Annotated in this window: 21 protein-coding genes; 11 read left to right on the top strand and 10 right to left on the bottom strand. The window is 68.1% G+C overall.

From position 1 onward, the window contains the following. The first annotated feature begins 42 nt into the window (after positions 1-42). Positions 43-1,938, top strand: coding sequence for a DNA helicase RecQ (gene recQ, locus ACP7BH_RS09465; protein ID WP_425981704.1), 1,896 nt, complete (start codon positions 43-45; stop codon positions 1,936-1,938). A 6-nt stretch (positions 1,939-1,944) separates the two neighbouring features. Here the strand turns inward: recQ and ACP7BH_RS09460 are convergent, their stop codons facing one another. After that, on the bottom strand, positions 1,945-2,421 hold the full coding sequence (locus ACP7BH_RS09460; RefSeq protein ID WP_425981706.1) for a hypothetical protein: 477 nt from the start codon (positions 2,419-2,421) through the stop codon (positions 1,945-1,947). A gap of 109 nt (positions 2,422-2,530) precedes the next feature. Here ACP7BH_RS09460 and pgi point away from each other — a divergent pair, with 109 nt between their 5' ends. Then, a complete protein-coding gene (pgi, locus tag ACP7BH_RS09455) occupies positions 2,531-4,138 on the top strand; it encodes a glucose-6-phosphate isomerase (protein WP_425981708.1) in 1,608 nt (535 codons plus the stop codon). 58 nt (positions 4,139-4,196) lie between these two features. On the opposite strand, the gene ACP7BH_RS09450 is transcribed toward pgi, so the two are convergent. Next, complete coding sequence (locus tag ACP7BH_RS09450; RefSeq protein WP_425981711.1) at positions 4,197-4,625, bottom strand: hypothetical protein; 429 nt, start codon at positions 4,623-4,625, stop codon at positions 4,197-4,199. 302 nt (positions 4,626-4,927) lie between these two features. Between ACP7BH_RS09450 and groES the strand changes: the two genes are divergently transcribed. Together groES and groL are read left to right on the top strand one after the other, a co-directional pair. Next, positions 4,928-5,215, top strand: coding sequence for a co-chaperone GroES (gene groES, locus ACP7BH_RS09445; RefSeq protein ID WP_008259448.1), 288 nt, complete (start codon positions 4,928-4,930; stop codon positions 5,213-5,215). Positions 5,216-5,268: 53 nt separating this feature from the next. Then, positions 5,269-6,915: a chaperonin GroEL gene (gene groL / locus ACP7BH_RS09440; protein ID WP_135194468.1), complete on the top strand. Its 1,647-nt coding sequence runs from the start codon at positions 5,269-5,271 to the stop codon at positions 6,913-6,915. A 251-nt stretch (positions 6,916-7,166) separates the two neighbouring features. Here the strand turns inward: groL and ACP7BH_RS09435 are convergent, their stop codons facing one another. Then, positions 7,167-7,895: a glycosyltransferase family 2 protein gene (locus tag ACP7BH_RS09435; RefSeq protein WP_425981712.1), complete on the bottom strand. Its 729-nt coding sequence runs from the start codon at positions 7,893-7,895 to the stop codon at positions 7,167-7,169. A gap of 76 nt (positions 7,896-7,971) precedes the next feature. Between ACP7BH_RS09435 and ACP7BH_RS09430 the strand changes: the two genes are divergently transcribed. The 3 genes from ACP7BH_RS09430 to ACP7BH_RS09420 all read left to right on the top strand — a co-directional run bounded on the left by ACP7BH_RS09430 (position 7,972) and on the right by ACP7BH_RS09420 (position 11,072). Further along, positions 7,972-9,651 carry an ArnT family glycosyltransferase gene (locus ACP7BH_RS09430; RefSeq protein ID WP_425981716.1) on the top strand — a complete coding sequence of 560 codons (1,680 nt, stop codon included), beginning with the start codon at positions 7,972-7,974 and terminating at the stop codon, positions 9,649-9,651. Then, complete coding sequence (locus ACP7BH_RS09425) at positions 9,651-10,565, top strand: hydroxymethylglutaryl-CoA lyase (RefSeq protein WP_425981719.1); 915 nt, start codon at positions 9,651-9,653, stop codon at positions 10,563-10,565. The genes ACP7BH_RS09430 and ACP7BH_RS09425 overlap by 1 nt, the downstream gene beginning before the upstream one ends. A gap of 84 nt (positions 10,566-10,649) precedes the next feature. Then, positions 10,650-11,072: a hypothetical protein gene (locus ACP7BH_RS09420; protein ID WP_425984758.1), complete on the top strand. Its 423-nt coding sequence runs from the start codon at positions 10,650-10,652 to the stop codon at positions 11,070-11,072. 315 nt (positions 11,073-11,387) lie between these two features. On the opposite strand, the gene ACP7BH_RS09415 is transcribed toward ACP7BH_RS09420, so the two are convergent. From ACP7BH_RS09415 to trhA, 3 genes are all read right to left on the bottom strand, one after another. Further along, positions 11,388-11,741: a hypothetical protein gene (locus tag ACP7BH_RS09415; RefSeq protein WP_425981722.1), complete on the bottom strand. Its 354-nt coding sequence runs from the start codon at positions 11,739-11,741 to the stop codon at positions 11,388-11,390. Continuing rightward, entirely contained in the window at positions 11,738-12,364 is a 627-nt protein-coding gene (gene phaR / locus ACP7BH_RS09410; protein ID WP_425981725.1) for a polyhydroxyalkanoate synthesis repressor PhaR, read from the bottom strand. The genes ACP7BH_RS09415 and phaR overlap by 4 nt, the downstream gene beginning before the upstream one ends. A 99-nt stretch (positions 12,365-12,463) precedes the next feature. Next, complete coding sequence (gene trhA / locus ACP7BH_RS09405; protein ID WP_409716698.1) at positions 12,464-13,180, bottom strand: PAQR family membrane homeostasis protein TrhA; 717 nt, start codon at positions 13,178-13,180, stop codon at positions 12,464-12,466. A gap of 160 nt (positions 13,181-13,340) precedes the next feature. On the opposite strand from trhA, the gene ACP7BH_RS09400 reads away from it, so the two are divergent. After that, positions 13,341-14,516 carry an acetyl-CoA C-acetyltransferase gene (locus ACP7BH_RS09400; RefSeq protein ID WP_425981728.1) on the top strand — a complete coding sequence of 392 codons (1,176 nt, stop codon included), beginning with the start codon at positions 13,341-13,343 and terminating at the stop codon, positions 14,514-14,516. 165 nt (positions 14,517-14,681) lie between these two features. Here the strand turns inward: ACP7BH_RS09400 and ACP7BH_RS09395 are convergent, their stop codons facing one another. Further along, positions 14,682-16,286 carry a M20/M25/M40 family metallo-hydrolase gene (locus ACP7BH_RS09395; RefSeq protein ID WP_425981731.1) on the bottom strand — a complete coding sequence of 535 codons (1,605 nt, stop codon included), beginning with the start codon at positions 16,284-16,286 and terminating at the stop codon, positions 14,682-14,684. A gap of 108 nt (positions 16,287-16,394) precedes the next feature. After that, positions 16,395-17,369 carry a zinc metalloprotease HtpX gene (htpX, locus tag ACP7BH_RS09390; RefSeq protein ID WP_425984761.1) on the bottom strand — a complete coding sequence of 325 codons (975 nt, stop codon included), beginning with the start codon at positions 17,367-17,369 and terminating at the stop codon, positions 16,395-16,397. A 96-nt stretch (positions 17,370-17,465) separates the two neighbouring features. Here htpX and ACP7BH_RS09385 point away from each other — a divergent pair, with 96 nt between their 5' ends. Together ACP7BH_RS09385 and ACP7BH_RS09380 are read left to right on the top strand one after the other, a co-directional pair. Continuing rightward, complete coding sequence (locus ACP7BH_RS09385; protein ID WP_425981734.1) at positions 17,466-17,723, top strand: DUF1674 domain-containing protein; 258 nt, start codon at positions 17,466-17,468, stop codon at positions 17,721-17,723. Between the two features lie 98 nt (positions 17,724-17,821). After that, the gene (locus ACP7BH_RS09380; RefSeq protein ID WP_425981736.1) at positions 17,822-19,009 is read left to right on the top strand and encodes a hypothetical protein; all 1,188 of its coding nucleotides are present in this window, start codon (positions 17,822-17,824) and stop codon (positions 19,007-19,009) included. Between the two features lie 49 nt (positions 19,010-19,058). Here ACP7BH_RS09380 and pyrF read toward each other — a convergent pair whose 3' ends face one another. Beyond that, positions 19,059-19,790 (bottom strand): orotidine-5'-phosphate decarboxylase, encoded by a 732-nt coding sequence (pyrF, locus tag ACP7BH_RS09375; RefSeq protein ID WP_425981739.1) that lies wholly within the window; start codon positions 19,788-19,790, stop codon positions 19,059-19,061. Between the two features lie 83 nt (positions 19,791-19,873). Here pyrF and ACP7BH_RS09370 point away from each other — a divergent pair, with 83 nt between their 5' ends. Next, the gene (locus ACP7BH_RS09370) at positions 19,874-20,569 is read left to right on the top strand and encodes a MarC family protein (protein WP_135194479.1); all 696 of its coding nucleotides are present in this window, start codon (positions 19,874-19,876) and stop codon (positions 20,567-20,569) included. Positions 20,570-20,572: 3 nt separating this feature from the next. Here ACP7BH_RS09370 and ACP7BH_RS09365 read toward each other — a convergent pair whose 3' ends face one another. Next, a complete protein-coding gene (locus ACP7BH_RS09365; protein ID WP_425981741.1) occupies positions 20,573-20,971 on the bottom strand; it encodes a metallopeptidase family protein in 399 nt (132 codons plus the stop codon). Between the last annotated feature and the right edge of the window lie 30 nt (positions 20,972-21,001).

Raw genomic sequence — 21,001 nt, 5'->3', positions numbered from 1 at the left:
GTAGGACTTCGCTTGCGGGAACAAAGAGTGCACAGCTTAAGGATGCCGGCCACGCAGCCCCAGTTCTCATCGACCGATACGCCTGACCTGAACGACGCGCGGGCCCTGCTGTCGCGCGTCTGGGGGCACGCCGATTTCCGGGGCATGCAGGGTCAGGTGGTCGAGCAGATCCTGTCCGGCGGCGATGTGCTGGCCGTCCTGCCGACCGGCGGCGGCAAGAGCGTCTGCTACCAGATCCCCGCCATCCTGCGCCCCGGCCTGGGCCTTGTGGTCTCGCCCCTGATCGCCCTGATGACCGACCAGGTCGAGGCGTTGAAACAACAGGGCGTCGCTGCGGCTCGCCTGGATTCCGGCGTCTCGATGGACGAACGGTCGGCCATCTGGGCCGCCGCCCGCTCCGGCGATCTGGACCTGCTCTACGTCTCGCCCGAAGGCCTGGCGGCCGGGGCCATGATGGACCGGCTGGCCGAACTGCCATTGAGCCTGATCGCCATCGACGAGGCCCACTGCGTCTCGCAATGGGGCCACGACTTCCGCCCAGACTATCGCAACCTGGGTCTGCTGGCCGAGCGGTTTCCCCATGTGCCGCGCATCGCGGTGACGGCCACGGCCGACGCCCGCACCCGCGACGACATCCTGCGCTCGCTGCGGCTCGAAGAGGCCAAGGTCTTCGTCGACAGCTTCGCCCGCCCGAACCTGCAACTGTCGGCCGAGCGCAAGGAAAGCGCCTCGCGCGCCAAGACCGACGCCCGCGTCATCGAACTGGTGCGCGAGCGGCGCGGCAAGCCGGGCGTCGTCTATTGCGGCAGCCGCGACGGCTGCGACCGCGTGGCCCAGGCGCTGCGCGACGCCGGGACCAACGCCATCGCCTATCACGCCGGCATGGACAACAAGGAGCGGGACCGCCGGCTGGAACGGTTCCTGGCCGAGGAGGGCGCCGTCATGGTCGCCACCATCGCCTTCGGCATGGGGGTCGATAAGGCCGACGTGCGCTTCGTCATCCACGCCGATCCGCCGGGCAGCCTCGAGGCCTATTGGCAGGAGATCGGCCGGGGCGGCCGCGACGGCGAACCGGCCGAGGGCATCACCCTGTATGGCCCCTCCGACATCGCCTGGGCCCTGCGTCGGCTGGACAGCCGCCCGATGGCCGAGGAGGTCAAACAGGTCCAGGTGCGCAAGGCTCGCCAGCTGTTCGCCATGCTGGACGGCGCCGTCTGTCGCGCCCAGGCCGTGCGCCGCTATTTCGGCGAGACCGATGCGGAGCCTTGCGGCGTCTGCGACATCTGCGGCGACCCGCCTCAGCTCTATGACGCCACCGTCCCCGCGCAAAAGGCCCTGGCGGCGGTCCAACGGCTGGGCGGCCGGTTCGGACGGGGCCGGATCGTCGACCACCTGACCGGCCGCACCAAAGCGGTCCAGCCGTGGGAGCAACAGCTGTCGACCTGGGGCATCGGCGCCGACATCTCGCCCAACGGCTGGCGCGACATCGTCGATCACCTGCTGTTCGAAGGCCTGCTGGTCGAGGACGCCAACGACGGCAAGCCTTTGGTCGGTCTGGGCGACGGCGAGGCGGTGCGCGCCGTCTACAAGGCCGAACGCAAGATCGAAGTGCGGCGCGTTCCCGCAGGCTTCGACGCCGGCACGCGCTCGGGCAATTCGCGCAATCGCCGCGACCGCACCGGCGAGGGCCGCAACGCCGCCCTGGAGACCATGGACGCCGACGTCCGCGCCCGGTTCGAGGCCCTGCGAGCCTGGCGCCGCGACCGCGCCTCGGAACAGCATGTCCCGCCCTATGTCATCTTCCAGGACAAGACCCTGCTGGAAATCGCCCAGGCCGAGCCGGGCGACCTGAACAGCCTCGGCGCCATCTCCGGCGTCGGTCAGTCCAAGCTGGATCGTTACGGCAAGGGCGTTCTGGAGACGCTGAACGCCCTTTAGATGGCGTCAGACTTCCGGCTGCGGCGGGGCGGTGATGACTTCGACGTTGTCGTTCAGCAGATAGGACAGTTCCGACAGGGCTGTGGCGCGTTCGGCTGGGTTGGCGGCGGCCTGAACGGCCTGAACCTTCTTGGGCATGTCCTCGGAGATGCCGCGCAGGATGCATTTCAGGTCGCCGTCGGTGCCGCGTTCCTTCAGGATCAGGTGGCCCTGCATGTCGAGCGCGGCCAGCTGTTCGGCCTGGGCCTTGAAGCCGGTGAAGGCCTGGCTGGTGAAGAAGGCGGCGTCGTCGGCGGCCTTGGCGGCCGCCCAGCCGTCGACCATGGCCTTCAGGCTGGTCGAGCGCGAGATGATGTCGGCGAACAAGGGCTCGCCCGCCACGGAGATCGGCGCGCCGACGGCGGCCGGCGGCTGATCGGCCGCCAGGGCGACGGCGGGATTGGACATCGCCAGGGCGATCGAAAGCGCGAGGCCGCAAGACATGGGGATGACTTCCTGTTTCACCGTCCGCTAGGACGTTGAACCTCTTTACCCCCGACCCGTAAACGAGTGTTTACCTTCTCCAACGCCCACATCATCGACCGAGGACGCCATGAGCCGCGACGACGCCTGGAAGACATTCGATCGCACCGCCGCCGAGGCGGGCCAGACCCGGATCGTGGATCAGTTCGCCGCCGATCCTGATCGGCTGGCGCGGATGTCGGTCGAGGCGGCGGGCCTGTATCTGGACCTGTCGAAACAGAGCTGGACCAAGGCCGCCTTCGACGCCTGTCTGGATCTGGCGCGGGCGTCCGACGTCGAGGGACGTCGCGCGGCCCTGTTCGCCGGCGAGGCGGTCAACCTGACCGAGGGGCGGGCCGTGCTGCACCCGGCCCTGCGCGCCGCACCGGGCGCCGACTTTCACGCCTTGGGCGAACCGGTCTCGGCCGAGGTGGACGCCGTGCGGGCGGACATGAAGACCTATGCCGACGCCGTGCGCTCGGGCGCAGAGGCGGGGGCTACAGGCAAAAAGTTCGAGGCCATCGTCCATGTCGGCATCGGCGGATCGGACCTGGGGCCGCGCGTGGTCTGGGACGCCCTTCGCCCGCTGGACCCGGCCATCGACCTGCGGTTCGTCGCCAATATCGACCCGCGCGACATGGCCGAGGCCCTGACCGGCCTGGACCCCGAAACCACCCTGGTGGTGGTCGTGTCCAAGACCTTCACCACCCAGGAGACCTTGGCCAACGCCGAGGCGGCCAAGGCGTGGCTGGCCGCGTCCCTGCCAGCCGAGGGCATGACCAGACATTTCATCGGCGTGACGGCGGCGCCGGACAAGGCGGCGGCCTTCGGCTGCGGCCGCACCTTCGCCTTCCGGGACTGGGTCGGCGGTCGGTATTCGCTGTGGTCGGCGGTCAGCCTGTCGTGCGGCATCGCCCTGGGCTGGGACGTGTTCGAACAGATGCTGGCCGGGGCTGCGGCCATGGACGACCATTTCGTCTCGGCCCCGCTGGAGCAGAACGCGCCGATCCTGTTGGCCCTGGCCCAGGTGTTCAACGTCGACGGCCTGAACCGACCGGCCCGCACCGTCGCCCCCTACGCCCATGCCCTGCGCCGCCTGCCGTCCTTCCTGCAGCAGCTGGAGATGGAATCGAACGGCAAGCGGGTGCATCGCGACGGCACGCCTGTGACGCGTCAGACCTGTCCGGTCGTGTTCGGCGAGCCCGGCACCAACGGCCAGCACGCCTTCTTCCAGCAGATTCACCAGGGACCGCAGATCGTCCCGGCCGAGTTCGTCATCGTCGCCAAAACCCATGCCGACGCGCCGGAGAGCCCTCTGTGGTCCAACGCCCTGGCGCAAGGGCAGGCTCTGATGCTGGGCAAGACGACCGAGGCGGCCAAGGCCGAGGGCCTGGCCCAGGGCCTGTCGGAGGAAGAGGCGACCCGTCTGGCGTCCCACCGCACCTTCACCGGCAACCGCCCCTCGACGGCCATCGTCATGGACCGCCTGACGCCCGAGACCCTGGGCGCCCTCTTGGCCCTCTATGAGCACAAGACCTTCGTCGAGGGCGTGATCTGGGACATCAACAGCTTCGACCAGTGGGGCGTCGAACTGGGCAAGGTCCTAGCCAAGGCGATCCTGAAGGACGTGGACGCCGGGGGGCCGTCCGCAGACCTGGATCCGTCCACGGCGGGGTTGATGACGCGGCTGATGGGCTGACCAAGAAAGGGCCCGGCCTTGCGGCCGAGCCCTTCATTGTCTTCAAACCGTCGAGCGACTACCAGCGGCGGTCGTGGCGGTAATCCCGGCGATCGTCGCGGCGGTCATAGCGTTGCTCGCGGCGATAATCGCGGTAGTCGCGGCGCTGTTCGTAGCGCGAGTCGCGGCTGTTGATGCCGTGCTCGCGTTCCCAGTGGCCCTGGTTCCGGTAGCACTGGCCGCCGCGATAATATTCGCAGCCCGAACCCCGGTTTGAGGACGACGCCACGGCGCCGATGGCTGCGCCGCCCAGGGCGCCGCCGGCGATGTAGCGGCCGTCGCCGTTGCCGTAGATGGCGCCGGCCAGACCGCCGACGGCGGCGCCGATCAGGGCGTTGCGACCAGTGTCGTCGCGATCACGCGATTGGGCCGAGGCCGGGGCGGCCATCAGGCTCATGGCGACGACCGGGGCGGCGACGGCGGCGGTGATCTTCAGCAAGTTGGACATGGTCGTCTCCTTTTATTTTCCGACCGGTTCGGCGTTTCCGAGAGAGGAAATGCCTCCAGCGTTGAAACGGTTCTGCCAGCCCCCGCTTGAACAGCCCCGGAGCCCGCCATTCATTTTCGGTTCATTTGTCGCGGAAGTTTCGCAGACGGCCGGCGACGGCGCGCTTGACGTCGCCCTGCGCTCTGACTACCTCCCGCTCGCGTTAGCACTCTCGACGGTCGGCTGCCAAAACGGTGATCGAAGAGAGGCTGACCCACCGTTTTCAAGTCGCCCCCGTCCGGGGGTACATAAGGAGAGAACCGATGGCGTTTCGTCCGCTCGGCGACCGCGTGCTTGTTAAGCGCGTTGAAGAAGAATCCAAGACCAAGGGCGGGATCATCATCCCCGACACCGCCAAGGAAAAGCCGCAGGAAGGCGAAGTCGTCTCCGTCGGCCCCGGCGTTCGTGACGAATCCGGCAAGGTCAACGCCCTGGAGCTGAAGGCCGGCGACCGCATCCTGTTCGGCAAGTGGTCGGGCACGGAAGTGAAGATCGACGGCGACGACCTGATCATCATGAAGGAATCCGACGTCCTGGGCGTGCTGTCCTAAGCACCCGACGTTCGCGTTTCTTCAATCAATCCATCTAGATAGGAGCTGCCCGCATGGCCGCTAAAATCGTACAGTTCAACACCGACGCGCGCGACAAGATGCTGCGCGGCGTCAACGTCCTCGCCAACGCCGTCAAGGTGACGCTCGGTCCCAAGGGCCGCAACGTCGTGATCCAGAAGTCCTTCGGCGCCCCGCGCTCGACCAAGGACGGCGTGTCGGTCGCCAAAGAGATCGAGCTGGAAGACGCCTTCGAGAACATGGGCGCCCAGATGATCCGCGAAGTCGCTTCGAAGACGAACGATAAGGCGGGCGACGGCACCACCACCGCAACCGTCCTGGCGCAATCGATCGTGCAGGAAGGCCTCAAGGCCGTCGCCGCCGGCATGAATCCGATGGATCTGAAGCGCGGCATCGACAAGGCCGTCACCGCCGTCCTCGCCGACATCAAGGCCTCGGCCAAGAAGGTCGAAAACAACTCCGAGATCGCCCAGGTCGGCACCATCTCGGCCAACGGCGACGCTGAAGTCGGCGAAATGATCGCCAAGGCCATGGCCAAGGTCGGCAACGAAGGCGTCATCACGGTCGAGGAAGCCAAGACCGCCGAGACCGAGCTGGACGTCGTCGAAGGCATGCAGTTCGACCGCGGCTACCTGAGCCCTTACTTCATCACCAACGCCGACAAGATGGAGGTTCAACTCGAAGAGCCTCTGATCCTGCTGTTCGAGAAGAAGCTGTCGTCGCTGCAGGCCATGCTGCCGATCCTGGAAGCCGTCGTGCAATCGGGCCGTCCGCTGGTGATCATCGCCGAGGACATCGAAGGCGAGGCCCTGGCCACCCTGGTGGTCAACAAGCTGCGGGGCGGCCTGCGCGTCGCCGCCGTCAAGGCGCCGGGCTTCGGTGATCGCCGCAAGGCCATGCTGGAGGACATCGCCGTCCTGACCGGCGGCCAGGTCATCTCGGAAGATCTGGGGATCAAGCTTGAGAACGTCACGATCGACATGCTCGGCAAGGCCAAGAAGGTCACCATCACCAAGGACGACACCACCATCGTGGACGGCGTCGGCGGCAAGGAAGAGATCGAGGCCCGCATCGGCCAGATCAAGCGCCAGATCGAGGACACCACCTCGGACTACGACAAGGAAAAGCTGCAGGAACGTCTGGCCAAGCTGGCCGGCGGCGTCGCCGTCATCCGCGTCGGCGGCTCGACCGAAGTCGAAGTGAAGGAAAAGAAGGACCGCGTCGACGACGCCCTGAACGCCACGCGTGCAGCGGTTGAAGAAGGCATCGTCCCCGGCGGCGGCATCGCCCTGCTGAAGGCGACCAAGGCGCTTGACGGCCTGACCGGCGACAACGCCGACCAGACCGCCGGCATCGCCATCATCCGTCGCGCCATCCAGGCCCCGATCCGCCAGATCGTGGAAAACGCCGGCGTCGAAGGCTCGATCGTCGTGGGCAAGGTGCTGGAAAACAGCTCCGCCACCTACGGCTTCAACGCCCAGACGGAAGAGTACGGCGACCTGGTCGCCATGGGCGTGATCGACCCGGCCAAGGTGGTTCGCACCGCCCTGACCGACGCCGCCTCGGTGGCCTCGATCCTGATCACGACCGAAGCGGCCGTCGCCGACGCTCCCAAGAAGGGTGGCTCCGGCGGCGCCCCCGACATGGGTGGAATGGGCGGCATGGGCGGCATGGACTTCTAAGTCCAAGCCAGCCGACGCTGAAATGCAGAAGGGCGGGGTCGCGAGACCCCGCCCTTTTTGTTTGGCTCACTTCCCTGTTCGCGAAGGCGAACGGAGAGGACAGGCGGTCGCGTCAGCGAGCGCCAGGAGAGGGCGACCGGGTGTCAGAAGCGGGCAGAGAGATCGTTGCCGTCCAAGTCGCCCCCTCCTGATCGTTACGCGATCTGTCCTCCCCATCGGCCTGCGCCGATGGGGAGGTGAGGGTTATTGTCTCAAAACTCCGAGATCGCGCCCGGCCGGCGTGAGCGGGTCTTCAGCCACATGACGCCCAGCAGGTCCGAGAAGGACGCCCGAAGCCGGCCCCAGTTGGTGTATTTCGAGCGGCCGACCTCGCGGTGGCGGTGGTCCACGTCGAGGTACTGGTTCCTGAACCCTTCGCGGATCATCAGGGCCGGCAGGTAGCGGTGGATGTGATCGAAGTAGGGCAGGCGCAGGAAGACGTCGCGGCGGAAAGCCTTCAGCCCGCAGCCGGTGTCGTCGGCGTCGTCGCCCAGCAGGCGGCGACGGATGCGGTTGGCCCAGATCGAGGCCTGGCGCTTGGCCTCGGTGTCCTGGCGCTTGGCGCGGCGGCCGCCGACCAGGCCGACGTCGGCGGGGGCGGCCAGCAGGGCGTCGACCAGGCGCGGCGCGTCGGCCGGCGGGTTCTGGCCGTCGCCGTCCATCGTCACGACGACCGGCGCGCGGGCCGCCAGCACGCCGGTGCGGACCGCGCGGCTCTGGCCCGCATTGGTCCCGTGGGCCAAGACGCGCAGGGCCGGCAGTTCGGCCATGGCGGCTTTCAGCTCGGCCAGGGTGGCGTCCCTGGAGGCGTCGTCCACGAAGATCATCTCGTAGGATCGTCCGTCGAAGGCGGCGGCGATCTCGCGCGCCAGGGGCACGGCGGCGCCGGCCTCGTCATGGACGGGAACGACGACGGAAATCTCGGGTGTCTCGACGGTCATCGCCGCTCCATAGAGGATAACGACGGCTTAGGGGAGACGGCTGACGACGGCGCGGTCGCCGTGTAAGGAGTCTGGAATGAAGACTTTTGATCTGGATGGCCGCATCGCCGGCTGGCGAGGCCCGCTCCTCGCGGCCCTGCTGACGCTGATCGCGGGCTTGCCCGGCCTGTTGCTGCTGCCGCCGCTGGACCGCGACGAGAGCCGCTTCGCCCAGGCCACGTCCCAGATGCTGGAAAGCGGCGACTATGTCGATATCCGCTATCAGGACGAGCCGCGGTGGAAGAAGCCGGTCGGCATCTACTGGATGCAGGCCGTCGCCGTCGGCCTGACCTCGGATGTCGAGGACCGCGAGATCGCCCCCTATCGCATCCCCTCCCTGCTGGGCGCCATGCTGGCGGCTTGGGCCGTGGCCTGGGCCGGGTCGGCCATGCTGGGCAGCCGGGTCGGCTTCTTCGGCGGGGCCATCATGGGGGCGACCTTCCTGCTGTCGACCGAGGCGGGGATCGCCAAGACCGACGCCATGCTGTGCGGGGCGACCACCCTGGCCATGGCGGCGCTGGCGCGCATCTATATGGCGACACGGGCGGGCGAACGACCAATCCGGCTGCACAAGCTGCTGTTCTGGATCGGCATCGGCCTCTCGACCCTGATCAAGGGGCCGATCGGGTTCCTGGTCATCGCCCTGGCCATCATCGCCCTGTCGATCTGGGACCGGAACGTCAAATGGCTCTATCGCCTCGGCTGGGGCTGGGGGCTGCCGCTGGTCGCCCTGATGGTCGGGCCGTGGGCCATCGCAATCACCATCGCCACCGACGGCGGTTTCTGGCGCGAGGCCATCGGCGGCGACCTGGCGCCCAAGATCGCCGGCGCGCACGAAAGCCATTCGGGTTTCCCCGGCATGTATCTGCTGCTGGCGCCTCTGCTGTTCTTCCCCTCGACCCTGTTGCTGCCCGCCGCAGTCGCGACCGGCTGGAGCCGGCGGGCCGAGCCGGCGATCCGGTTCCTGGTCTGCTGGCTGGTGCCCGGCTGGCTGATGTTCGAACTGGCCCCGACCAAGCTGTGGCACTACACCCTGCCGACTTTCGGGGCGCTGGCCCTGCTGGCCGCCGCCGCCCTGGCCCAGCCGATCGGCAAGGTGTCGAGGATCACCGGCGCGGCGCTCGCGGCGTTTGCGGCCCTGCTGGTCATCGGCATCACCGTCTATGGCCTGACGGTCTATGGCACCTCGACGGCCCAGACCTGGGCGGCGCTGACGGTGGTCATGGCGCTGGCGGCGGGGGCGATGGGGGGTTTCCTGTTGCTGAACCGGGCGCCCGTCGCGGCCTTGGTCGCGTCTCTGGCCTTCGGCATCGTGGCCCATGCGGCCCTGGCCGGCACGATCCGGCAACTTCGGCCGCTGGCTGTCGCGCCGCAGCTTGAAAAGGCGCTGGAGGCGGCTGACCTGCATCCGCGCCAGGGCCGCACGCCGGGGCCGGTGGCGATCACCGGCTTCCATGAACCCAGCTTCGTCTTCCTGACCGGGCGCGACACCGATCTGACCGACGCGCAAGGCGCCGCTCAGGCCCTGGCCGAAGGGCGTCCCGCTATCGTCGAGGGGCGCGACGCCGACGCCTTCCGTGCGGCGGCGGCCCGACTGGGCGTGTCGGGGCGCGCGGTCGGGACGGTCAACGGCTTCAACTATTCGGGCGGGGACGAGGTCAACCTGACCCTCTATGCGCCGCCGCCCCGGAACGGGTCGGGCGCAGGAGGCTCGTGATGGGCCGGTTCATCCAGATCGTCGAGGTCGGTCCGCGCGACGGGCTGCAGAACGAAAAGGCCGTGCTGGAGCCCGCCGTCCGCGCCGATCTGGTGCGGCGGCTAGAAGGGGCGGGGGCGAAACGGATCGAGGCCGTCTCCTTCGTCCATCCCAAATATGTGCCGCAGATGGCCGGCGCCGAAGAGGTCATGGCCGCCCTGCCGCACGAGGCGGGCCGCAGCCGCATCGGCCTGGTGCTGAACGGCAAGGGTTATGACCGGGCGCTGGCGACGGGTGTGGACGAGGTCAATGTCTCGGTCGCGGCCACCGACGGCTTCGGCCTGAAGAACCAGGGGCTGGCGGTGAAGGATCAGCTGGCGATGCTGGGCGAGATCGTCGCGCGCAGGCACAACGCCGAAGCCAGCGACGGCGCGCCGTCGCTGTCGGCCATGATCTCGTGCGTCTGGGGCTGTCCGTTCGACGGCGAGGTCTCGGTCGATCAGGTCGCGGACATGGTCGGAGCCATCGCCGAGATGGGCGTAGGTGAGATCGGCTTGGCCGACACCATCGGCGCGGGCGATCCCTGGGCGGTGACGAAGAAGGTCGAGGCGGCCAGGGCCGCAGCGCCGAACGCGACCCTGCGCCTGCATTTCCACGATACGCGCAACACCGGCCTGGCCAACGCCTACGCCGGGGTCGAGGCCGGGATCGACGTGCTGGACGCCTCCGTCGGCGGCATCGGCGGCTGTCCGTTCGCGCCGGGCGCAACGGGCAATATCGCCACCGAGGACCTGGTCTATATGCTGACGCGGGGTGGGTTCGAGACGGGCTATGACCTGGACGCCCTGATCGCTGCGGCGCGCTGGATCGGTGAGGCCATCGGCCGGCCTGCGCCGTCGGCGCTCAGCCGCGCGGGCGGTTTCCCCAGGGACTGAGCCGGCGATGGCGGGCGACGAAGAACGGCGCTATTCATGATGAACAAGCGTGGCCGTCAGGTCGGACGCGAAGAGGGACCGACCATGCTGATCGCCATTCCGCTGCTGCTGATCCCCGTGGTGCTCTACAATGTCGTGGTCCTGTTCGGCGGATCGGGCGACGACGCGGTGGTTCAGGCGGACGCCTTGCTGCGCGATCCGCTGTTCTCGATCACCATGACTTCGGGCGCGCAATGGACCATCGGGTCGGGCGACCTGATCCTGTTCCTCGGCTTGATCCTGCTGTTCTTCGAGCTGGTGAAGTCGACGTCCAGCCAGCGGGTCGCCATCATCAATCACGCCCTGTCTATGATCCTGTTCATCGCCGTGCTGGTGGAGTTCCTGCTGCTGCCGGGGTTCGCGACCTCGACCTTCTTCCTGATCGTGATCATGATCCTGCTGGACGTGCTGGCCGGCTTCATCGTGACGATCATCTCGTCCCGCAAGGATTTCGATTTCGGAACCTGATCATGCCCGTCACCCTCGGGCTTGTCCCGAGGGCCTACGGCGGCGCTTAACGGACGGACGGGCATTGAGGCTTGTGAGCCCCATTAATCCGTCGCGTCCTGCCTAAACGTAGGCCCTCGGGACAAGCCCGAGGGTGACGAACTTGGGGTAGATTCTCGGCCTCAAGCAGGCCGAAGGCCGGTAGGCCTACGAAAAAGCCGTGAAGATCAGGGCGACCACGGCGACGTCGAAGAATTTGGCGGCGAAGGCGGCGGGCATGGGCAGGTCCGGCTGAGGGCGTTCTGCCGCGCCTCCAGCAAACCTCGTGCCGCCGGATCAGATTTTGGTCTTGGCCGCCTTGCCCGCAACCGGACGACGCTCGGCCGCGCCGGAGTATTCGGTTCCGAGATAGGCGGAGCGCGCCGCATCCAGCACCGGCGGGCCGCCGCGCAGGCCGCGCTTCTGCCCGCTCTGGCCCATTTGCTGGGCGACGAAGGCGGCGGCGCCCGGCTCGATCGCCGGGAGGACGGCAGCTCTTGCCGGGGCAGGCTGGGGCTCGACGATCTCGGGCGTATCGACCGGCACCAGGGCGCGCGAGGCCGACTGGGCGCGCCGTTCGCGTTCGCGGCGGTCGCCTTCGCGACGATCCACGCGCTCCGGTCCGCCCACAGCCTGGATCCGGTCGGTCATTTGGGCTTGGCGCCCGCCAGCTTGTCGATCTGGCGGCGCATCTCGTCCATCTGGCGGCGCATTTCGTCCAGGGCGTCGGGCGCCTCGGCGGGCGGGGCTGCGTCCGGCTTGGCCTCAGGCGTCGCCGTCGGTTCGGCGCGCGGATAGCCGAAGGCCGGGAACATCTGCATGGCGCGCTCGAACATGGCCATATTGGCCTTGGCCGTCTCCTCGATCAGGGTCGCGCCGGAGCCGGCGCCGAAAGCTCGGCTCATTTGGTCTGCGAACTGTTCCTGCTGGCGGCCGAAGTTGGCGAGCGACATCTCCAGATAGGAGGGCAGGACGCCCTGCATCGACCCGCCATAAAAGCCGATCAGCTGGCGCAGGAACTGGACGGGCAGCAGGGCCTCGCCCCGACTTTCTTCCTCGAAGATGATCTGGGTCAGGATCTGGCGGGTCAGGTCGTCGTTGGTCTTGGCGTCATAGACGACGAAATCGACGCCCTCGCGCACCATGGCGGCCAAGTCTTCCAGCGTCACATAGGTGCTGGTCCGCGTATTGTAGAGACGGCGGTTCGCATACTTCTTGATGACGACCGCGTTCGCCTCGTTCTTGTTTCCACCCTTGGTTTTTTCGTCAGCCACGCTTGTTCTCGCGATGTTGCAACGCGTCACTATCCCCCCTTGCGCCGCGAAGCGCCAGAGGGGGCGGAGAACCGCGTCAATGCGCCGGGTGCGGACGTATCAGCCGTGGCTCATGGCCGGGGCCAGGACGACGCCCACCAGCACCGCCGTCCAGTGCACGGTCGCGCCGGTGACGACGAACCCGTGCCAGATGGCGCGGCGGAACTTCACGCGCGGGCTGACGAAGACGAAGACGCCGGCCGTATAGATCAGGCCGCCGATGACCAGCAGGGCCAGGGCGACGGGATGCACTGTCTCGACCATCGGCTTCAGGGCGGCGACCGCCAGCCAGCCGAAGACGACATAGACGCCGCTCCAGAACTTGTCCGAGATGCGCGGCGCGAACAGCTTCACCCCGGCGCCCATGAAGGCCAGGGTCCAGATCAGGGTGGTGAAGCCGACGGACCAGAGGCCCTCGAACCGCTGGGTCGTGAAGGGGGTGTAGCTGCCCGCGATCATCAGGAAGATGGCCGCTTCGTCCAGCCGCCGCAGTACGGGGCGCGCGGCGCAGGGATTGGTCCAGTTGTAGATGGTCGAGGCCGTCAGCATGCCGACCAGGCACAACGCATAGATGGCCGTCGCCATGACGCCGCCGATGCCGGTATAGACGCCCGCCAGACCCGCCAGGATGATGCCGCCGACCGCCGCCAGCATCAGGCCGACGACATGGACCCACAGGTCCGCCAGTTTCTCGGCGCGGGTCGGATAGTGCTCGATCATGTCCAGCTCGTCCGGCGTGCAGACGTGGGTGACGAGACGTTTCAGCGTGCGAAGCATGGCCCTTCCAATCCGTGGATCGCGTCTATCGTTCCCGGATAATGCGCCGACAGGATGACGATTGGCTGAATCCGGCCGGGCTCCTATCGTCGCAGGTGACGAAGACGCTGCGATGCGGCAAAACGGCCACGCAGACCTATTCAGCAGAGAGTGAAATCCCATGACCGACGTCGTCATCGTTTCCGCCGCGCGCACGCCGGTCGGTTCTTTCCTGGGCGCCCTGTCGTCCTTGCCCGCCTCGAAACTGGGCGAGATCGCCATTAGGGCGGCGCTGGAGCGGGCCGGCGTCTCGGGCGATGAGGTGGACGAGGTGATCCTGGGCCATGTGCTTCAGGCCGCCGCCGGACAGGGGCCTGCGCGCCAGGCCGCCGTCGGCGCCGGGGTGCGCAAGGAAGCCGCCGCCTGGAGCCTGAACCAGATCTGCGGCTCGGGCCTGCGCGCCGTCGCCATCGCCGCCCAGCAGATCGCCCTGGGCGATGCGAAGATCGTGGTCGCCGGCGGACAGGAGAGCATGAGCCAGGCGCCGCACGCCCAGGCCCTGCGCAACGGTCACAAGATGGGCGACGTCGCCCTGGTCGACACCATGGTCAAGGACGGGCTGTGGGACGCCTTCAACGGCTATCACATGGGCCAGACGGCCGAGAACATCGCCGACAAATGGTCGATCAGCCGCGAGGCCCAAGACGAATTCGGCCTGGCCAGCCAGCACAAGGCCGAGGCGGCCCAGAACGCCGGCAAGTTCGACGACGAGATCGTTCCCGTGGTCATTCCAGGCCGCAAGGGCGACGTGACGGTCGACAAAGACGAATACATCCGCCACGGCGCGACGCTGGAGCTGATGCAGAAGCTGAAGCCCGCCTTCGCCAAGGACGGCAGCGTCACCGCCGCCAATGCATCGGGCCTGAACGACGGCGCGGCCGCCCTGGTGTTGATGAGCGCGGACGAGGCCAAGGCGCGCGGCCTGGAGCCGCTGGCCCGCATCGCCTCCTACGCCACCGCCGGCGTCGATCCGTCGATCATGGGCACGGGCCCGATCCCGGCGTCGAAGAAGGCGCTTGAGAAGGCGGGCTGGAGCGTCGCCGATCTGGATTTGGTCGAATCCAACGAGGCCTTCGCCGCCCAGAGCCTGTGCGTGGTCAAGGAGCTGGGTCTCGACCCGGCCAAGGTCAACGTCAACGGCGGCGCCATCGCCATCGGCCACCCCATCGGCGCCTCGGGCGCGCGCATCCTGACGACGCTTCTGTTCGAGATGAAGCGGTCGGGCGCCAAGAAGGGCCTGGCGACCCTGTGCATCGGCGGCGGCATGGGCGTGGCGATGTGCGTCGAGCGGGGGTGATCTGCTGATCAAGCCTTCTCCCAGTGGGAGAAGGTGGCCCAGGGCCGGATGAGGGTCGGATGGTGGCCAGATCGCACCACCGAACCCTCACCCTTTCGCGCCAAGACCGATCGCTGACGCTCTCGGGCGCTCAAGCCCTCTCCCACCGGGAGAGGGAGTCGTTAGTCAGTCCGCCGGATATTCGAACGGATCGCTCGGAGTCGGCTGGGTGGGCAGCGGCATGCGCGGCAGGGGCTCGTCGCGGTTGGCGGCGTTCAGCAGGAAGCTGGCCAGGATGACGGCCGCCTGACGCAGGTCCTCGCCCTTCAGATGGTCGTAGCTGTCGATGCTGGTGTGGTGCAGGCGGCTGGAATAGTCGAGCGGGTCCTGGATGAACTGATATCCCGGCACGCCGACCGACTGCATATAGACGTGATCGGTGCCGCCCGAGTTGCGCAGCGAGACCGTCGTCGCGCCCATGCTGGCGAAGGGCGCCAGCCATTCCTGGAAGATCGGGGCGGCGGCGACATTGCCCTCGGCGTTGATGCCGCGAATCTTGCCCGAGCCGTTGTCCAGATTGAAATAGGCGACCAGGTCGCGATAGCCCGCGCGCGGCTCGACGGGCCAGCGGCTGCGCCAGGTGCGATTGTTCGACAGGCCCGCCAGCGCCGGATCGTTCGACGGAGCCCGCGTCGCCAGATGCTGGTCCACATAGGCCAGCGAGCCCAGGATGCCCTGTTCCTCGCCGTTCCACAGCGCGAAACGGATGGTGCGCTTGGGCCGCACGTTCAGGGCTTTCAGGATGCGCGCCGCCTCCATGACGACCGCGCTGCCGGCGGCATTGTCCACGGCGCCGTCCGAGGCGACCCAGCTGTCCAGGTGGGCGCCGGCCATGACGTATTCGGTCCCGCGCGCCGTGCCGGGGATGTCGGCCAGGATGTTGTAGGCGTTGACGTCCTCGTCGTGGAACCGGACCTCGCTGTTCAGCTCCAGCGTCGGGGGCGCATCGGTCAGGGCCAGGCGCGCCAGGCGGCGATAGTCCTCGGCCGCCAGCTCCATCCCCGCCAGTTTCGGCGTGGCGCCCACCTGATAGGTGTAGCCCGTGCCGTGCAGCAAACCGCCGTCGCGCTGGGAAATCCGCACCCAGGCCAGAGCGCCCTGTTCGACCAGGAAGGCGTCCAGTTCATTGGCGAAGTTGACGGTCTTCAGCGAGCGTTCGATGGCGGCCGGCGAATGCTGCGGCTGGTTATAGACGTTGCGCTCGGCCAGTTCTGCGCTGCTCCAGCGGCGGAAGGCCGGCTCGGTCGGCTCGGACCCCGTCCCCGGCTGGGACAGCATGACGATCTTGCCCGACAGCTTGCCGCGCCATTTTTCGAAATCCTCGACCTTGGAGATCGGGGCCACGATGACGCCGCCGCTGATCGTCCCTTTGGTCGAAGGCGTCCAGGCGACGGGAATGGCGCGCAGGTCCAGCGGACGCGGCGCAGTCATGCGGGCGCTGGAGCGGACGATGGACCAGCCCCGGCCGAACTCGAAGCCTTCGGCGCGGACGTTGGACAGGCCGTAGTCGGTGAACTGCGCCTGAGCCCACCGCTCGGCCTCGCGCATCTGCGGCGAGTTGGTCATCCGCCCGCCGATCCGGTCGGTCAGATAGGCGGCGGTCTGCATCACCTGGCTGTGGTTCAGCCCCTGGTCGATGATGCCGTTGACGGCGACCCGGTCCACCGACTGGGCGGCGACGGGCGTGGCGAGAAGGGCGGCGGCGGATACGAAGGCGAGCAGACGCGACATGGATTTCCCCAAGAAAGCCCGATGGCTGAACAGGGGCGCATCTGAGGCGATCCGACGACGGAGTGCAAACCGCAAACCGTGTTCAGGCCGCGACGATCAGCCCCATGTTCAGCCCCAGGGGCCGCGCGGCTCCGTCGGCGTCGCGGGAACGCCGGTGGTCGAGGTCGTGAAACCAGCGGCGGGGCGAGGCTGGGTCAGGTCCGGCGTTCGCGGGCGCGGCTGCATCCCCATCTTGGCGCCCAGCTCCAGCAGCGCCTTGACGCGATTGAGCGTCGCCGGGTGGGTCGAGAACAGATTGTCGGCCCCGCGACCCGCCAGCGGATTGATGATGAACATCTGGCCCGAGGCCGGATTGCGCTCGGCCGTCTGATTGGTGATCCGCTTGGCGTAGGCGTCGATCTTCTGCAGGGCGCTGGCCAGGGCCTGGGGGTCGCCCGCGATCTCGGCGCCGACGCGGTCGGCCTCGTATTCGCGGCCCCGGCTGATCGCCATCTGCACCAGGCCGGCCGCCATGGGCGCCAGGATCATCAGGGCCAGGGTTCCGATGATCCCGCCCGGCCGTTCGCGGTCGTCTCCGCCGCCGAAAAACAGGGCGAAGTTGGCCAGGGCGGCGATGGCGCCGGCGATGGTCGCCGTCACCGTCATGATCAGGGTGTCGCGGTTCTTCACATGAGCCAGTTCGTGCGCCATCACCCCGCGCACCTCCTCGCGCGTCAGCATGTCCAGCAGGCCGGTGGTGGCGCAGACGGCCGCGTTCTCGGGATTCCTGCCCGTGGCGAAGGCGTTGGGCTGGTCGTTGGGAATGATGGCGACCTGGGGTTGGGGCAGGCCGGCGTCACGGGCCATCTGGCGCACATCGGCGACATAGTTTCGGACCACGGCGTTGGGGTGCTGTTCGTCGACCGGCTGAGCCCGGTACATCCTCAGCACGATCTTGTCGGCGTTCCAGTAGCTGAACAGGTTCATCCCGCCCGCGAGCAGCAGGGCGACGGCCATGCCGGTCGCGCCGCCGATCAGGTAGCCGACCCCTGCGAAAAGGGCCGTCATCGCCGCCAGCAGGATGAAGGTCTTCAGGTGATTCATCGCGGTTCCGTCACCCGATCCGGCCGCTGTGTCTGGCGTCACGGGTTTGATCCTCTATTTGAGAGAAGGCGCATCAAGCCTCAAGGGAGCCGCCCTGTGACCGAACATCCCACCCCCGGCCCGGACAACGACGCCGAAACGGCTCCGGCGACCCCGGTGTTCAACGCCGACGTGCCCCACGCCACGCCCGAACGGCCCGTCAGCGAGGCTGCCCGTCGCGCCCTTCAGGAGGCGGCCGATCGTCGCGCGCACCAAGAGGCTGTTCAGGCGGACACGGAATACGGCGGCCCGTCCGGTCCCGAACCGACCCGCTTCGGCGACTGGGAGAAGAAGGGCCTGGCGGTCGATTTCTGAGCTGCTGGTCCTGTCGGCGTGGGGAAAACGGTTAACCACGGCTTAAGAAACAGGCGCCGGATTTGCCAGTGCAGGGACAACTCAGAGGAGTCTGTCCCGTGACGATACAGTCGATACTTACCGCCGCATCGGCGGCTCTGCTGCTCTCGGCAGCGCCCGCTCTCGCCGGAGGGCCCGGAGGCCACGGCGGCGGATATGGCGGCGGCCATGGCGGTCAACCCGGCGGCTGCGGCGGCGGGTGCGGTGGCGGCGGCTACCAAGGCGGTGGCGGCCACTACGGGGGCGGCAACTACAACGCCAACCACAACGTCAATGTGAACGTAAACGGCGGGGCCTACGCCAACGCCAATGCGAACGCCTATGCGGGCGCCTCCAGCTATTCGGCGATCAACGCCCGGTCCTATTCCAGCTCGTCCAGCTTCCAGCGCGGCTATGTCGGCGGCGGCACGACCTATGTCGGCAGCGGCGGCTATTCGGACGGCTATTACGGCGGTGGATACGGCGGCGGCGTGAGCACGACCTCGGTCTTGGTTGGCCGTCCCCCGGTCAGCGCGCCGGTCGGCTATCCCGTCTATGGTTTCGGCCGCGACTACATCGGCTGGCGTCCGTATCAGCAGGGCCGCCCGGCCGACTGCAACTGCCGCCCGCCCGTTCGCCCGCCGGTGCGTTACGAACAGCGATATGAGCAGCGTTACGAACAGAGCTACGTCGATCAGCCGCCGGTCTATGTTCAGGGCCCGCCGGTGCAGGTCGCGCCGCAGCGCATCTATGTCGCCCCGTCGCAGGTGAACTTCGCGCCGCCCCAGATCGAGATGGGACCGCCCACCTATATCGAGCAACCGCCCATCTATGTGCAGGCGCCGCCGGTCAACATCGGGCCTCAGCGCGTCCAGGTCGCCGCGTCTCACGTGAACATGGCCCCGCCGCAGATCGAGACGGGCGGTCCGGTCTATTACGATCAGGCCCCGGTCTATGTGCAGTCGGCCCCGGTCAACATCGGCCCGCAACGCATCCAAGTCGCCCCCGGTCAGGTCAACATGGCGCCGCCTCATATCGAGACCGGCGGCCCGGTCTATGTCGATCAGTCGCCGGTCTATGTGCAGTCCGCGCCGGTCAACGTCGCCCCGGCCCAGATCTATGTGGCCCCGCCGGAGGTGAACACCATGCCTCCGCCCCCTCCGCCGCCGCCTTCGGGCTACTACGGCGACCTGCCGCCGCCCGAAGCGCCCGCGCCCCACGCGCCGCCGCGCCACGGCTATGCCCAGGAGCCGGGCGAGCGGGGCTGATCGCCTCTCGGTAGGACAACCGAAGACGAAAAGGTCGCCCTGGTCTGTCTCAGATCAGGGCGATCTGCTGTGCGATCTCCTGCGCCGCCGCGCGGGGATCGGCCGAGGCCGTGATCGGCCGGCCGATGACCAGATGGGTCGCGCCGGCTTCAAGAGCCGCCTGCGGGGTCGCCGCTCGCGCCTGGTCGTCAAGCGCCGCGCCGACCGGCCGAACGCCCGGCGTCACGATCAGGAAGTCCGGCCGTCCCGCCGCGACGGCCAGGGCCCGCACGCGCGCCGCCTCGTGCGGGCTGGAGACGACGCCATCGATGCCGGCGTCCAGCGCCTGACGCACCCGCAGCTCGACCAGTTCGGCCGGCGACAGGCTGTGGTCGTCGGCGGACAGATCCTCGGCCGTCAGACTGGTCAGGACGGTGACGCCCAGCACCTTCATGTTCGACCCGGCGGCCCCGCGCGCCGCGGCCGCCATCACCTGCGGACGGGCGTGGACGGTCAGCAGATCGCAGTCGGCGTCCGCCAGGTTGGCTGTCGCCTTCTCCACCGTCGCGCCGATGTCGTGCAGTTTCCAGTCCAGGAAGATTTTGCGCCCTTGCGCCTTCAGCTCGCGCGCCAGGTCCATGCCGCCGACCGCGAACAGCTGAAGTCCGATCTTGTAGAAGCCCACGGCGTCGCCGATCCGCGTGACCAGGGCGGCGGCTTCGGCCGGTGTCGGCACGTCCAGGGCGCAGATGATCCGTTCGTCAGGTGCGCGATTGGGCGTCGCTGTGTTGGTCTGGGTCATCGACGGACTCGCGCTTAGCGGCTATGCCGGACATGAGGGCGCGTCGGCAGGGCGGCGTGACGGATTGAGGGCGAGGGCAGGCGATGAACGCAGTCGATTTGGGTGTCAACCTGTTCGTGACCCTGTTCGCCCTGCTGGACCCGATCGGCAATCTGCCGATCTTCGCCGCCGCTACGGCGGGCGCGACCCTGCGTCAGCGGATTTCGGTCTCGGCCCTGATCTGCGCCTTCGCCGCCGTCTTCCTGGCCTTCTTCCTGTTCACCGGCCTGGGTCTGCTGCAGTTCTTCGGCATTTCGCTGGCGGCGTTCCGCATCGCGGGCGGCATTCTGCTGCTGTTCCTGGGTCTGGACATGGCGCGCGGCGACTTCCTGGCCATGTTCGCCGACAAGGACGCGCTCGCCGACACCAAGGACGTGCGCGGCTATGCCCGCCGCCGGTTCCAGCGCCTGGTCGTGCCCTTCGCCATTCCGCTGATGATCGGCCCAGGCGCCATATCCGCCGTCATCATCCAGGCGGGCGAGGCGGCCAAGCTGGGCTATGCGGGGACCATGGGGTCGCTGGCCGCCATCACGGCCGCCTGCGCCGTCTCGTTCGTCTGTTTCGCCCTGACCGGGTCGCTCAGCCGCCTGCTGGGCGAGGTGGGCATGGCCATCATCGTGCGCGTGCTGGGCCTGATCCTGTGCGCCCTGGCGATCCAGTTCATCCTGCTGGGCCTGGGCGAGGCCATACCCGGCATGATCTCCGGCGCGGTGACGACGCCCTATCCGGCGGCGAAGTAGGCTTCAGTCCTCGTCGTCCTCTATGGCGTGGATGTCGTCGTCGGTCAGGCCCAGGTGGTGGCCGATCTCGTGGATCAGGACGTGGGCGATCAGTTCGCCGATCCCCACGTCGCCACGCTCGCACCATTCGTCCAGGATCGGGCGACGATAGAGGAAGACCCGCGACGGCTCGGCCGCCGGCCCCAGGCTGTCGCGCCGACCGATGTCCACGCCGTGATACAGGCCCGTCAGCTCGAACGGATCCTCGATCTCCATCTCCGCCAGCGTCGCCTCATCGGCGAAGTCGTCGATGCGGATGACAACCTCGCCCGCCGCCTGTCTGAAAGGCCCCGGCAGGGCGTCGAACGCCTCCTGCGCGAGCCTGGCGAAGTCGTCGAGGGAGGGGGCGATCGCGTCGGTCATGACAGCGATATCGCGGTCCCGAGGGGGCGG

It is taken from the genome of Brevundimonas sp. TWP2-1 (assembly GCF_049897645.1).
Lineage (GTDB): Bacteria > Pseudomonadota > Alphaproteobacteria > Caulobacterales > Caulobacteraceae > Brevundimonas.
Note: the sequence above shows the minus strand (reverse complement) of the source record. Positions and strands in the feature narration are given on the sequence as shown.

Coding starts and splice junctions, on each gene's coding strand:
- recQ (WP_425981704.1), top strand. CDS start 43: ATGCCGGCCACGCAGCCCCAGTTCTCATCGACCGATACGCCTGACCTG.
- ACP7BH_RS09460 (WP_425981706.1), bottom strand. CDS start 2,421: ATGTCTTGCGGCCTCGCGCTTTCGATCGCCCTGGCGATGTCCAATCCC.
- pgi (WP_425981708.1), top strand. CDS start 2,531: ATGAGCCGCGACGACGCCTGGAAGACATTCGATCGCACCGCCGCCGAG.
- ACP7BH_RS09450 (WP_425981711.1), bottom strand. CDS start 4,625: ATGTCCAACTTGCTGAAGATCACCGCCGCCGTCGCCGCCCCGGTCGTC.
- groES (WP_008259448.1), top strand. CDS start 4,928: ATGGCGTTTCGTCCGCTCGGCGACCGCGTGCTTGTTAAGCGCGTTGAA.
- groL (WP_135194468.1), top strand. CDS start 5,269: ATGGCCGCTAAAATCGTACAGTTCAACACCGACGCGCGCGACAAGATG.
- ACP7BH_RS09435 (WP_425981712.1), bottom strand. CDS start 7,895: ATGACCGTCGAGACACCCGAGATTTCCGTCGTCGTTCCCGTCCATGAC.
- ACP7BH_RS09430 (WP_425981716.1), top strand. CDS start 7,972: ATGAAGACTTTTGATCTGGATGGCCGCATCGCCGGCTGGCGAGGCCCG.
- ACP7BH_RS09425 (WP_425981719.1), top strand. CDS start 9,651: ATGGGCCGGTTCATCCAGATCGTCGAGGTCGGTCCGCGCGACGGGCTG.
- ACP7BH_RS09420 (WP_425984758.1), top strand. CDS start 10,650: ATGCTGATCGCCATTCCGCTGCTGCTGATCCCCGTGGTGCTCTACAAT.
- ACP7BH_RS09415 (WP_425981722.1), bottom strand. CDS start 11,741: ATGACCGACCGGATCCAGGCTGTGGGCGGACCGGAGCGCGTGGATCGT.
- trhA (WP_409716698.1), bottom strand. CDS start 13,180: ATGCTTCGCACGCTGAAACGTCTCGTCACCCACGTCTGCACGCCGGAC.
- ACP7BH_RS09400 (WP_425981728.1), top strand. CDS start 13,341: ATGACCGACGTCGTCATCGTTTCCGCCGCGCGCACGCCGGTCGGTTCT.
- ACP7BH_RS09395 (WP_425981731.1), bottom strand. CDS start 16,286: ATGTCGCGTCTGCTCGCCTTCGTATCCGCCGCCGCCCTTCTCGCCACG.
- htpX (WP_425984761.1), bottom strand. CDS start 17,369: ATGAATCACCTGAAGACCTTCATCCTGCTGGCGGCGATGACGGCCCTT.
- pyrF (WP_425981739.1), bottom strand. CDS start 19,790: ATGACCCAGACCAACACAGCGACGCCCAATCGCGCACCTGACGAACGG.
- ACP7BH_RS09370 (WP_135194479.1), top strand. CDS start 19,874: ATGAACGCAGTCGATTTGGGTGTCAACCTGTTCGTGACCCTGTTCGCC.
- ACP7BH_RS09365 (WP_425981741.1), bottom strand. CDS start 20,971: ATGACCGACGCGATCGCCCCCTCCCTCGACGACTTCGCCAGGCTCGCG.